Source organism: Nostoc sp., assembly GCF_036919495.1.
GTDB lineage: Bacteria > Cyanobacteriota > Cyanobacteriia > Cyanobacteriales > Nostocaceae > Nostoc.
Genome location: NZ_JBALBZ010000085.1, coordinates 1 through 12667, shown reverse-complemented (window position 1 = coordinate 12667; position 12667 = coordinate 1). Strand labels below are relative to the sequence as shown.

Annotated in this window: 14 protein-coding genes; 9 read left to right on the top strand and 5 right to left on the bottom strand. The window is 39.1% G+C overall.

Features of this window, described 5'->3' with window-relative positions; all coding sequences use genetic code 11:
• Positions 1 to 74 precede the first annotated feature (74 nt).
• The 6 genes from V7K25_RS12220 (at position 75) to V7K25_RS12195 (ending at position 4162) form a co-directional block, all read left to right on the top strand.
• Positions 75 to 1037, top strand: a complete 963-nt coding sequence (locus V7K25_RS12220; RefSeq protein ID WP_335158220.1) for a DMT family transporter — start codon at positions 75 to 77, stop codon at positions 1035 to 1037.
• 15 nt (positions 1038 to 1052) lie between these two features.
• Positions 1053 to 1706 carry an HAD family hydrolase gene (locus V7K25_RS12215; RefSeq protein WP_335158218.1) on the top strand — a complete coding sequence of 218 codons (654 nt, stop codon included), beginning with the start codon at positions 1053 to 1055 and terminating at the stop codon, positions 1704 to 1706.
• Positions 1706 to 2482, top strand: a complete 777-nt coding sequence (locus V7K25_RS12210) for a sulfite exporter TauE/SafE family protein (RefSeq protein WP_335158216.1) — start codon at positions 1706 to 1708, stop codon at positions 2480 to 2482. The genes V7K25_RS12215 and V7K25_RS12210 overlap by 1 nt, the downstream gene beginning before the upstream one ends.
• A gap of 27 nt (positions 2483 to 2509) precedes the next feature.
• The gene (locus tag V7K25_RS12205; RefSeq protein ID WP_335158214.1) at positions 2510 to 2851 is read left to right on the top strand and encodes an MFS transporter; all 342 of its coding nucleotides are present in this window, start codon (positions 2510 to 2512) and stop codon (positions 2849 to 2851) included.
• Positions 2852 to 2948: 97 nt separating this feature from the next.
• Complete coding sequence (hpxZ, locus tag V7K25_RS12200) at positions 2949 to 3335, top strand: oxalurate catabolism protein HpxZ (protein WP_335158212.1); 387 nt, start codon at positions 2949 to 2951, stop codon at positions 3333 to 3335.
• 263 nt (positions 3336 to 3598) lie between these two features.
• Entirely contained in the window at positions 3599 to 4162 is a 564-nt protein-coding gene (locus V7K25_RS12195; RefSeq protein ID WP_335158210.1) for an NUDIX hydrolase, read from the top strand.
• Between the two features lie 145 nt (positions 4163 to 4307).
• Here V7K25_RS12195 and V7K25_RS12190 read toward each other — a convergent pair whose 3' ends face one another.
• Together V7K25_RS12190 and V7K25_RS12185 are read right to left on the bottom strand one after the other, a co-directional pair.
• Positions 4308 to 5156, bottom strand: a complete 849-nt coding sequence (locus V7K25_RS12190; protein ID WP_335158348.1) for a cyanophycinase — start codon at positions 5154 to 5156, stop codon at positions 4308 to 4310.
• 470 nt (positions 5157 to 5626) lie between these two features.
• Positions 5627 to 5902, bottom strand: coding sequence for a UBP-type zinc finger domain-containing protein (locus tag V7K25_RS12185; RefSeq protein ID WP_335158208.1), 276 nt, complete (start codon positions 5900 to 5902; stop codon positions 5627 to 5629).
• Positions 5903 to 6111: 209 nt separating this feature from the next.
• Here V7K25_RS12185 and V7K25_RS12180 point away from each other — a divergent pair, with 209 nt between their 5' ends.
• A complete protein-coding gene (locus tag V7K25_RS12180; RefSeq protein ID WP_335158206.1) occupies positions 6112 to 6264 on the top strand; it encodes an alpha/beta fold hydrolase in 153 nt (50 codons plus the stop codon).
• Between the two features lie 96 nt (positions 6265 to 6360).
• On the opposite strand, the gene cdiI is transcribed toward V7K25_RS12180, so the two are convergent.
• Together cdiI and V7K25_RS12170 are read right to left on the bottom strand one after the other, a co-directional pair.
• Positions 6361 to 6699 (bottom strand): ribonuclease toxin immunity protein CdiI, encoded by a 339-nt coding sequence (gene cdiI / locus V7K25_RS12175; protein WP_335158204.1) that lies wholly within the window; start codon positions 6697 to 6699, stop codon positions 6361 to 6363.
• A gap of 61 nt (positions 6700 to 6760) precedes the next feature.
• Positions 6761 to 7927 carry an AGE family epimerase/isomerase gene (locus V7K25_RS12170; RefSeq protein ID WP_335158202.1) on the bottom strand — a complete coding sequence of 389 codons (1167 nt, stop codon included), beginning with the start codon at positions 7925 to 7927 and terminating at the stop codon, positions 6761 to 6763.
• A gap of 229 nt (positions 7928 to 8156) precedes the next feature.
• Between V7K25_RS12170 and V7K25_RS12165 the strand changes: the two genes are divergently transcribed.
• Complete coding sequence (locus V7K25_RS12165; RefSeq protein ID WP_335158200.1) at positions 8157 to 9035, top strand: aspartoacylase; 879 nt, start codon at positions 8157 to 8159, stop codon at positions 9033 to 9035.
• 341 nt (positions 9036 to 9376) lie between these two features.
• Here the strand turns inward: V7K25_RS12165 and V7K25_RS12160 are convergent, their stop codons facing one another.
• A complete protein-coding gene (locus V7K25_RS12160; RefSeq protein WP_335158198.1) occupies positions 9377 to 11755 on the bottom strand; it encodes a hypothetical protein in 2379 nt (792 codons plus the stop codon).
• A 519-nt stretch (positions 11756 to 12274) separates the two neighbouring features.
• Here V7K25_RS12160 and V7K25_RS12155 point away from each other — a divergent pair.
• The coding region (locus V7K25_RS12155; protein ID WP_335158196.1) for a glycosyltransferase family 4 protein at positions 12275 to 12667 on the top strand (393 nt) is incomplete at its 3' end.

Here is a 12667-nt window from a genome sequence, read left to right as displayed (position 1 = left end):
TCAAACTTCATCTGGTTTGTTATTCCAGTGGTTTTAACAATACAATCAAGTCGTCTCTAAGGAAACTTTTTATCGTGTTGGGCATCCTGACGGTTCTTCTATCCTCCTTTGTTTTGACGTTTCACAACGTTACTGTCCGAGTTTTGTTTTCAGAACATCTCGTACTAGGTTTATTTTTACTCGGTGGATACGTTAAACCGGATTTGCAGAATTCCTTCTTGCTGATGTTCATGCGAATGCTGCTGGTGGTTCCACTCATGGCATCTCTATCATTCAAGCTATATCCATCTGCTTGGACAGAACTCCAAGACTTGTTCACCCGCAAGCGCAGGGATGTTCTGATTCAAGCTCTTGGCTGTGGAGTACTGATGTTTGTGTATATTGCCTCACTCTACATTGCTATTGGCTTGATTCCCACAGGTATTGCCTTGACACTCTTCTTCACATATCCCGTATTTACAGCACTGTTGTCTTGGAGGTTTTTTGGCGATCGCCCCACATTGTTCCGTTGGCTGGTAATGGCTATTATTCTGGTGGGAAGCGCTCTCACCATTCCCCAATCTTCTGCCACCTACAGCAGTCATACCATTGCGATCGGTATTTTCGCTAGTTTTGGCGCTGGGATTGTTTATGCCTTTTATTGCATCATTGCCCAAAAATGTTTAGAAAAATTCCATCCAATTCCTTTTACTTGGATCAGTTTTGCCTCCACTCTACTGCTTTCTGGTGTTAGCTTACTGTTTTGGCCAGCTAAGAGCGGCCAACTTGATTGGACACCCCTATGGATTGGTAGCATATTTTCGGGTCTTGTCAGCTTTCTCGGACACACTTTAAACAATGTAGGCATTCGGATGGTTGGCGCATCTACCGCTTCTATAATTGGCTCTAGTAGTCCAGCATTGACGGCGCTAGTGGCATGGATAACCATTAACGAAACTTTAAATGTAATTCAGAGTGTAGGGATTGGTGTTGTCACCTTGGGCATCGCGTTACTTAGTGCAGAAGGCTTTGTGAAATCGCTCAAAATTAGGGGTTGAATTGGGAATTAAGATATGCCTTTCTCCGCTATCCTTTTTGATTTAGACGGGACTTTGACAGATCCTAAACCTGGCATCACTAGTTGTATTCAATATGCACTCTCTGAACTCGGTTACAAACCACCGAATGCTGATGAATTACATTGGTGTATTGGCCCACCACTGAAAGATAGCTTTTCGCAATTACTCAATACCTTGGATAGTACAGTAATTGAACAAGCTATTTCACTTTATCGTCGTCGCTTTGCCACCATTGGATTATTTGAAAACTCCCTTTATCCCCAAATTTCAGAAGTCCTAAAAGCCATTGGTTTTGCTGATTATAAAACTTTTGTGGCGACTTCTAAACCATATATTTATGCGACACAAATTATTGAATATTTTGGCTTATCATTGCTTTTTGATGGTGTTTATGGTAGCGAACTTGATGGAACGCGTAGCATAAAAGGTGACTTAATTCACCATATTTTATTAACAGAAAAACTTTTACCTTCTACTGTGGTAATGATAGGCGATCGCTCACATGACATCATTGGAGCCAAACGCCATCATATCGCTTCAATTGGTGTCACCTATGGCTATGGAACTGAGGAAGAATTAAAAGCTCATGGTGCTGATTGGATTGCCCATTCTCCAAGTGATATTCCCAAATTAATAATTCGTAAATAATGCCACCATCTTTAACACTTTTCCATAGCTTACTTCTGTTTAGTACCGCTTTCATTGCAGGCGGCTTAAATGCTGTAGCGGGTGGTGGAAGTTTTATCACCTTTCCAACTCTCATCTTTACAGGTGTACCACCGATCGCAGCTAACGCCACCAATAATACAGCTATATGGGTGGCTGCCCTAGCCAGTGCTGGAGCATATCGTCAAGATTTGGGCATCGAGCGGCGAGATTTTTTACTTCTATGTGGTGTCAGTTTAGTTGGTGGCATGATTGGCTCCATAGCTTTGTTGTATACATCGCCAGATGTCTTTAAAAAGCTGATTCCCTATCTATTGCTGCTAGCAACAGTTGTGTTTACCTTTGGCGAACCGTTCAAAAAGTGGTTGCAGCGTCGAAACCAGAATACATCACCGGAATCTGTACCGTTGTTTAATTTGGTACTGGCTCAACTAGCGATCGCAATCTATGGCGGTTTCTTCGGCGCAGGTTTAGGGATTTTAATGCTGGCAACTCTAACGTTTTTAGGTATCAAAAGTATCCACAAAATGAATGCTTTCAAGACATTTTTAGGGAGTTGTATCAATGGTATTGCGATCGTTCCATTTATTTTTGCAGGTGTGATTGCTTGGCATCAAGCTATTTTAATGGCAGTCGGTGGCTCTCTTGGTGGTTACTTAAGCGCCCATTATGCTCGTAAACTTGAACCGCACTTAATTCGGAAATTTGTGATGATTGTTGCCTTTACAATGACTGCCTACTTTTTTATTCACGGTTAAGAACTGGGAACTACTCAGGGGTGATGTATGGAAGCATCAAACAAATCACAGGTCATGCTGCGTGCTTTTAGTTCTAGAAATTTTCGCCTGTACTACACAGGTCAGGCAATTTCTCTGATTGGTACGTCCATGACTCAAGTGGCTACTAGTTGGTTAGTATATCGCCTCACCGATTCTGCTTGGTTACTAGGTCTAGTGGGCTTTGCCAGCCAAATTCCCACACTTGTGTTGATTCCCCTGGGTGGAATCATTGCCGTTCGCTGGAATCGTCACCAAATTCTAGGAATGCTTCAGTCTTTAGCTCTAACTTGGCTAGCCCTAAGCGGTACGATTAATATCCAGTGCATAGCAATTCTTGGTGTGCTGTAAGGGATTATCAACGCCTTCGATATTCTTAAAAGAAAAATAGCTTTGACAATTCAAAAGAGTGCATAATCAGCCATAACATCAAAAATTGGTAACAACAATGACTACTATAAATGACCCTGCTGTTGTCGCTGAAGTAACTCATTTGTACCTCAAGTATGAAGAAGCTCTTTGTAATAACAATTTGGAGGTGATGGATAGCTTGTTTTGGGATGCGGTCGAAGTAGTGCGCTTTGGAATCACAGAAAACCTCTATGGTAGCGAGGAAGTTCGTAACTTTCGCCAGAATCGACCCAACCCAAAAATAGAGCGAGAAATCTCGAACCTCAAGGTTGTAACCTTTGGGAAAGATGCAGTAACCGTAACTTTAGAATTTCGCCGAATCATCAATGGTGTAGAGCGTTTCGGACGACAAAGCCAGACTTGGTACAGGTTTACCGAAGGATGGAAGGTAGTTTCAGCCCATGTTTCATTATTGCCAGTGTGAGTTTCTAAAGTATGACTATAGCAGTCCTATTTTATTCGTGAAAAATATAAATAATAAAATGAACCGCAAAGTATTGGCTTTGGGCGCAAAGGTAAGAAATAAAAAAGAGATATATAATTTTCACAAATGATTTAGGACTGCTATAGTATTTTAGTTAGATATTAGCTGCCAGAGAAAATAGTGAGTGGTCATAATACTAGCTTTAGGTGATTTAAACTCATAAAAAATAATTCCTGTAACACAGGTTGAATAGAGGTTTAAATATGGTAACTCCATTTGATTGGATTGTATTAAAATCTAAATATCTAGTAAAAGATAGATGGATTTCAGTACGGTCTGATACTTGCCAAATGCCTAATGGAACAATAGTTGACCCCTATTATGTTCTTGAATATCCAACATGGGTAAATGTTGTAGCTTTAACCAAAAATCAGGAAGTTATTTTAGTAAAGCAATATCGCCACGGTCTGAAACAAACAATTATAGAATTACCTAGTGGTGCTGTAGAAACTGAAGATGTTTTACCAATGGAAGCTGCAAAACGCGAATTATTGGAAGAGACTGGTTACACTAGCAATCATTTTATTGAAACTGGTATATTATCACCCAATCCAGCGACTCATACCAATTTAACCCATTGTTTTTTAGCAACAGATGTGGAATGTGTAGCTGATTTAAAGTTAGACCTTACCGAACAAATTGATGTAGTTTTATTGCCTTTAAAAAAGCTCATTGAAGGTATCGATAAAGGTATTCTGCTGCAAACATTACATATTAGCTCATTATTTTTTGCTTTAAAAAAGCTTGATAAAGTGCAATTTTATTAGCCATTTGGCTAGAGTTATTTTTGTCGTCAATAATTTCATTAAAGGATAAGACATCTCCAGAAATTAAATATGCGTTATCTAGAACCCTTCCTTGTAGAGACGTAGCACTGCTACGTCTCTACATTCATTTTCACCAGATGTATAGTTAACTATTTGCTGAACCTACTAATACAGTCACATTTGGCATAGAACCATTATTTAAGATTGGTTGGCGGGTTTTCAAATCAAATTTGTAGCCACGCGGTAAGACATGAAGCTTTGCTCCACAAATCGCTAAAGACTCATCCTTTAAAATTTCGTCCCTATTGTTATATGTGGCCTCTACATCGACAATTGTGACTGAACCTTCACCAATGATCTCAACTTGTTTATCAGTAACTACCATCGCTGTATTTTCATCAATACCAAATCCTAAGTCAGCAGGCTCTTGTATCAAAGCTGAAATTAAGCGTCCCAAGCGTCCACGCTGTAAAAAATGTTGGTCAATTACTACTCCAGGCAAAAAGCCTAAACCTGGGCCCATATCTACAATTTCCACCCGAGGGTTAGTTTGAGAATCGCCTTCTACAATCATTTTATCTGGCATTACAGCTGCTCCTGCACTTGTGCCTGCAATAACTGCCCCTTCAGCAAAACGCTTATGAATAACTCTGTCAAGTTCAGTATTTTTAATAACGCTTGTAATTCGAGCTTGATCTCCTCCAGTAAAAAATACTCCTGTAGCTTTGCTGACAGCTTCTAATGCACTAGACGAAGATGCATCATCACGAGTTTCTGTATCAACAATCCGAGCATCTTCACATCCTAACCGTTCAAATACTCTAATATAATTTTCTCCAACCTCTTTAGGTAGTTCTGTGGCTGCTGTCAGAATTACTATTTTTGCCTTCGTACCCCCAGCGCGTCGTACAAACTCGCGTAGGATTTGACAATCTTCCTTTTTATCTTCGGCTCCGCCAATAATTATGAGTTGTTTACTATTACTTTCCACAATAACCACTCCTGATATTAAATTAAGTAATTTCAATTAACTATGAGAATTAACACTTGTTCATCAGTCTTTGGAAATATTGAAATATCTTCTTTAAGATGATATTTTTAATTAAATTATTTAATTTAGGGTGAATAGTCTAAAATCTCATTTTAAGCTATGCTGCAATTAAAAAGGCAACCCTTTTTCAGCTTTTGACAACAGTTGTGTAACTTTGATTTATGTTTGCAATATTTGGCTATCCTTTGTAAATAAAGGAAATATAGCATTCAATACCTTTGACATCTCCAGAAATTAATTATGCGTTACCTGAAACCCTTGTAGAGACGTTGCAATGCAACATCTCTACAATCATTTTCGGAGATGTCTCTTTTATTAAGAAATAGCAAAAGTAATAATCATCAAGTAGCGGTTTCCCTTGGCGCAGTGTCTCCAGTTCCTCTGCACTCTTTTGCTCCTGTGTTTACCTCACTTTAATAGTTTTTTGCCTGTTCATCCAAAAAACACCATAACCACTGTTCTCCTAACTCAGCCGAGCTAATTACTGAATGTCCAGTTTCCTGATAATGCTGTCGGGCATGTTGATGAGGAGAAGAATCACAGCACAGCATCTTGCCGCAACTTTGACAAATACGGAGATGCACCCAGTGACTGTTTATTAGGATACACTCTTCACAACGAAATACTGGGTAGTTTGCTTTAGAAATCAGAGTCTCCGTAGTCAGACTATCTAAATGTTCGCAGCTCATAGGGTTTGAATGACACGTTAATTAGAGTATAGATTTAGTGCAGGGAAGCACAGCTAACTTTATCAGTTAAGCATTAAAGTTTATATCTAAATGGCACGCTTGATTAGGGCAAATCTATTATTTGTAAAGCTTTTGGGTACGGAGTGTAGTAAATGTTCAGTGGGGTTAAGATTGCGTTTTCTTAACTTTTATGGGGAGAAGCTGATGAAATGCTCCCACCTGAAGATGCAGAAAAATTTCAGCAATCCATTGCCAATTCTAAATTAATAAAACTCAAAAATTGTGGTCATGCCCCTCAAGTTGAACAGCCAGAAATGGCATCTCAATATATTTCACAATTTCTAAATAATCGTAATTTATAATTGATTTAAAACTGACTTTGAAGGTATTAATTGAATTTCTATCTGCTAAATTTTATTTGTTGCTTAATTTAACAAGTCTTGAAGTTTTCAGTGCTATTAAGATAATTTTTTGAGTACATTTTGAACCTCATCTGCCCTTTCTGGATTAAGTTCAATGTACCTTTCAGCCGCTATTTTGAGATATTTTTTGAATATCTCCTGAGAAACTATTATTTCATCTTTATCCAGAAAACAAAAACGAACTCCTTCAAACATATCATCCTCATCTTCGCAAGGAAATTCACACATGGCATATTCACTACCATAACCAGTACCTTCAAGAAGATAATTTAATGCATCAGGGAAAGAAATACCCTCTATTGCATTAAAGTATGACTTGACTATCCAAAGTGGATCGGTTGTATAGTCTACGCCATCAAATAATTGTTTGAGCATAAAAAATAAGATGCGTTTTCCCTGAAGATTAAACTGAGTGCGTTGTTTACCGCCGCAGGCATCACAATGCCTCAAATTGCTGCCAACAAAGGTACAATGCACGCGGTACGTGAAAACATCCTTTCCATTTGCCACCTTTAAGGTTCAATAATACTTCTCCACGCCGATTGAGGTAGCCAAACCACTCACCGTATTCTAAATCAGCAAAGTGTGACCAGGTGTAATCGTGCATTTTTTGATACCATTCCCAGCACTCCTCACGCCCACTCAAGCGATAACCCATTGCTAATGCAACCAAAGATTCTAGGTGAACCCACCACAGCTTTTGATCCCATTCCAATTGTTGTGGGGGATGACCATCTGCATCCATAAAGTAATACAATCCGCCGTACTCGCTATCCCAAGCAAAATTCAGGATATTTAGCACGACATCAACGGCTTGGTTAATAGTTTTGGTGTCGTTTTGGCGATGGGCGATGTCCATGATGAACCACATAGCTTCGATACCGTGGCCTGGATTAATCAGCCTTCCCTCAAAAGAATCTATGTGAGAACCGTCAGGGGTAATATTTTCGTACATTAACCCCCGTTCTTGGTCGAGAAAATCGCTCATCACTTCGCGGACTGTCTCAGCTAAGACATTCTCTAACGTTTCCTTTGGCAGCAACCATTCCATTTCTAGAGTCAAGTTGGCTAAAATCATTGGTACAGCCAACGATTTCATCGGGCGTGTGCTGAGATAGGTTTTATTATATTTGCCCTTGGGATTGTCCTTACGGCGTAATACGTTATTATAAGCCTGCATCGCCACATCCTTTGCCCATTCTTCACCGCCAGCGAGTGCATATTGACTAAATGCCATTGCTGCAAAGCAGTCAGAAAAGATATTGTAAGGCTCAACCAGTGGTTTCCCTTCACTGGTGAGGGCAAAGTACCAGTTACCATCACTATCTCTGCCATGTTGAGCAAGAAAATTAGCGCCATTGCTAGCAATTTTTAACCAGTTTTCGCGTTTTTCTAGCTGGTTGTAAAGCATCGAAAAAGTCCACACCTGGCGGTTTTGCAGCCAAATGAATTTGTCGGCATCATAAATTTTGCCGTAGCGATCGAGACAGGTGAAATAGCCGCCTTGCTGCCAATCGAGAGAATATTTTTCCCAAAAGGGGAGGACATCGTTGAGGAGAGCGTTTTTGTAAAGTTCAGCGAGCGCTTGAAAATTATACTCCATAAATTTCCTCCCCTTTTGTGCTAAAACCAACAGCTTAACAGTTATCATATTTTGGCTCTAATATGGAGCGACGCCGATAGCGTAGCGTTAGCGACGCAGGAGCGTCATAGCCCGTCGTAGACATCGCGTCAGCCTTTTACAAGATTTAGTCAGTAGCAGGTATACTTCTATCTTGTATCTTGCACTATTCTCAATAACTGTAGGGTAGTTTTTTAGAGATGAGGTTGTTATGAGTCAGATTGAACGAGTTGCGATCGTTGGAGGAAACCACGGTAATGAGTTAACAGGAGTACATCTTGTCAAAAAGTTTCAGCAGTATCCAAATTTAATCGACAGAGCAAGTTTTGAAACTCTGGCATTACTTGGTAATCTCAAAGCTATTGAAGAAGGCAAACGATACATTGACAAAGATTTAAATCGTTGCTTTACTAATCAAGGCTTACAAAATCCTCAACTCTCAAGTTATGAAGATACGCGGGCAAAAGCAATCCAACAGATATTGCAACCGCAAAATCAGCCCTTTGTAGATGTAATTGTTGATTTGCACAGCACAACTGCCAATATGGGTTTAAGTCTAATTTTTTGCGATATGCATCCTTTTTTACTACGGTTAGGCGCTTATTTAAGTTCTATAAATCCGATGGTAAAGGTTTTTGTTAATCAACAATCTAGAGAAGGTGGATTTCTCCGTTCTTTGTGCGAGTTGGGTTTTGTTATAGAAGTTGGTGCTGTGGCTCAGAATATCTTAAACGCAGAATTATTTCAGCAAACAGAGCAGCTTATCTATGGAATTTTAGACTATTTTGAGGGTTGCAGCCAAGGGAATATTCCGCAGATAAACAATACGCTTACATTCTATCAATACATTAAATCTGTCGATTATCCGAGAAGCAATTGTGGTGAGATTAAAGCCATGATTCACCCTCACCTCCAGTTTAGGGATTATGAACCTTTGAATCCAGGCGATCCAATGTTTATAACTTTTGAAGGAAAAGACATTTTCTATGAAGGAGAGTCTACTGTTTATCCTATTTTTATTAATGAAGCAGCTTACTATGAGAAAGGAATTGCAATGCATCTAAGTCAAAAACAACAAGAGATAGTTTAATCAGTAGGTAGTGCTACAGGCTTGGGATTATTAACTAGCTATTCGATTATGGTAGAAAAAGATAGGGGTCAGTTAAGCTGCATTTCCACACAGATACAGGATACAGAATTTATCATTGAAATTCCGTTGTAAATTTTTACTTTTGTTTATAAAAAACTTAATATATCTGGGAATACTAAATCTGGAAATATGGTTATAGCAATCCTCAATTATTCGTGAAAAGTTAGCTCTTCGATTTTTTTGATAAGTCGTGGATCTGGACACCGCGAATTTTTACAAATCAGATAGGATTGCTATAGCTTATTCCCTAAACTTTTTTAAGCGCACACGATATTAAACGCTTACCCCGGCAGCCGATAGATAATTACTTTTCCTTTCCAATTTTCTTCCACAAATACCAGATGCTCACCATTGGAACGACGAAAAGCGCGGATACCGTAGGGTATATCAATCCAGCCACTTTCGCTGCCAACTTCTGGGCCTGGTTTTAACTGTTGTACTTGCGCTCCTGTCTTGGTATTGTAAACATATACCTCTGCGGTTTTAACTGTCACGGCAAATACATAGTCTCCCGCCACACTTATAGCCGCCGTAGACACTTCGCGTTTACCGTTAGTGTCGTAGGGAATCACAATCCGCCAACGGGGAGTACGATTTCCTTTACTCCAATTGTCAAAACGGGCAATCTCAGATCCAGCAACTCCAGTATCGTCACCAAATGCAGGGTGATCTCCTGTAAAGCCTGACAAATACATAGTATCTGCTTGGGGGAAATATTCGATTCGCCGTAAATCGTTAAATATTTTGGGAGTAGTTTGCTTTTCTATCGAACTATAACTGTAGATGGGGTTGCCTTTAGCATCTATTCCCTGTAAAGGATAGTGTCGGATGCCATCTTCTGTTCGCAAAGCTTTCCAAACATCTCCTTTGCTGTCTACCCACCAGCCGCCGATATAAGGATAATCTTTGCTGGTATCATATTCGTTGTTTTCAAATTTGCCATTTCCGTTGCGATCGCGCCAGATCCATTCCCCTTGTTTTGGTTGATTCGGTGGCCAATTTCCCTTGAGAAATGGTTTATCTGCGCCATTGCTACCGACAAACATTCCGGCTGGGATAGCTATTTTACCATCTGTGGCTGGATTGAAACGATATATTTGCAGAAAGCTGTTATACATATCTGTGAGGAATAAAAACGGCTTCCCTTGGATGCGGCGAACAAAGGTTCCATCTGGCGATGTATGCAGACGGGGATCTTGAGGATATTTGAAAGGATTTAAGGTGTAGGCTTTGTAAGTCCATTGCTTACCAGCAGGCTTACTGTAATCCATGAGATAGTGTTCTTGTTTGGTGAATAAATCTACACCATCAGTTTTAGGATCTGCATCTGCATTATCGACGAATATCAATCCCAGCGATCGCCACATTAGTTTTCCCGATGGCGAAAATTTCCGCAAATCTGTGCCTGATTTATTGAAACCATTACTATTTATATAGATATTGCCTGAAGCATCTGCACCAACTCCGGTAAGTCCATAAAGTTTCAAATCTCGAACTTCACCGGCAACTCCTGCATAGATACCGCCTTTAGAACCAAAACTACCCACCTGCGTCGGCTGATCTTTGATGTCATAAATCAACATTTGCTGACGTGGCCCATTTTCTGCCACCAATAGCTTACCTTGATGATCAATTGCGATCGCAGTTGGTTCAACAATATCTGCAATCTGTTGGGGTAATTGCTTTCCACTTTGGGAATAATGTAAAATCTTGGTAGGTTTACTACCATTTTTATTTTGAATAATCCACAGATTTTTTTGTGGATCAATAGTTATTGCTCCGGGATTAGCAACGGTAAAGCTGCGGAGTTCCTTGATCGTATCAGTATCATAGACACGAATCTTATTAGCAGCAAAATCACTCACATACAACTCGTTTTCCACAGTTGCTAATCCAGTGACTTCACTTTTAGTACTGGTAATTAACATACTTTTATCCCAGCCACGCCCTTTAGGAAAAGGCGCAGGCTTTCCCGACAAATCATAGCGTCTAACGCAATGCCAAGTTGTTCCTTCTGCTGGGTAATCTTCATTGGTTTTACCCTTCGATCCCTGAGTCATGGCAATGTAAATATATTTACTATTCGCTGTTACAGCTATGCCACCACCACGACTCCAGCCGTGAGTATCCCCAATAGCAGCAACAACCTTACCATCCTTATAGATGGCTGCTTCCATTCCCGCCTCATCCCAATGGCTGTTAGTATAAACTGTGCCATCAGGGGCAACATACATTGCCTCAATATTGTTTTGTACCCGCAGATTTCCACTGCCAATCGTGTTACCTATCCACGATGTTTTATAGGTAGGTGTGGATATTCCCGTATTGCTTTGTACTAGCAGATTCTCACTGGCAATAGTATTATTTAGCGAGATTTCTTTGTGTATAAGTGTGGGTGTTTCGGTATGTTTTTGTATCGACAGATTCTCACTGCCAATAGTATTACTTATCGACGATGTTTTGTAGATAAGCGTGCGTGTTCCTGTTGTCGCCCAGTCTGTTGTAATTCCAAGAGTAGTAACAATTACTCCAACAGTCAGACTGAGTAAAAAATTAAAAGTTTTACTTTTTTGTATATATCTAATCTTAAATATTTTTTCGAGGTGCTGGTTGAGTTGGTGACGGAGTTTTATTAACTGCGCCAGTAATTTATTTTTCATATACTTTTTAAGCTTTTAATTATTTATATACAATAGGTTTTTCGGTAATCCGCAAAAAATATAACTATTTTGAAGTGGCTAAGATACAGGCTATGCATAGACATAACATTTTATAGTAAGTTTTACATAAGCTTTATAAAGCTCACCTGATTCTTTGAATTTTCAGCTAATATATTTTATGTATTAATCTTTACTTGTTATTTAATGCTAATGGTAAAAATTAATACAAAGTAATTTAAAGTTTATTACTTTATATCAGCTTTCCTCTCTCCCTATATAGTATTCAACTTTCTAGATTGGAAGGTATCATATATATCTATGTCAGTGTTGTTTAGTTAATAAAAACACAGGTTTCATTCCTTGTTGACGTTGACATATAAATAGTTTATAAATTAGTGTTCTATACAAAAAATCTTATTGGTAATGTATATTCGTAAATTTTAATGATTCAGGTTTAGATACAGATGAAGGAGCGCATAGATGTGCGCCTGTTTTAATATATTTATAGGAGATATATCAGTGGAAAAGAAACCAGAAAATTTTGCTTCGTCATCTGCATCTATTCTCACCCTTGGATTGGGCTGGTTTCCCAAAAATCCCGGAGGATTAGAAAGGTATCTTTATGAACTTACTCATAAATTAGCTGCAAATAAAGACCAGGTTGAATTATGCGGAGTCGGTCTACCAAAGATGGAAACAAATTCGCCGATTAAGCTGACTAATTTAGCGAGTCCCGACAGTGCTATTTGGCAAAGATTATGGTCTATTCGCACTAATTTCCAGAAAACAAGAACAAGCAAACCAGATGCTATTAATTTGCACTTTGCATTATATAGCTTTCCTATTTTAGATATTTTACCAAAGGGAGTACCAGTTACTTTTAACTTTCATGGCCCTTGGGCTTCTGAGAGT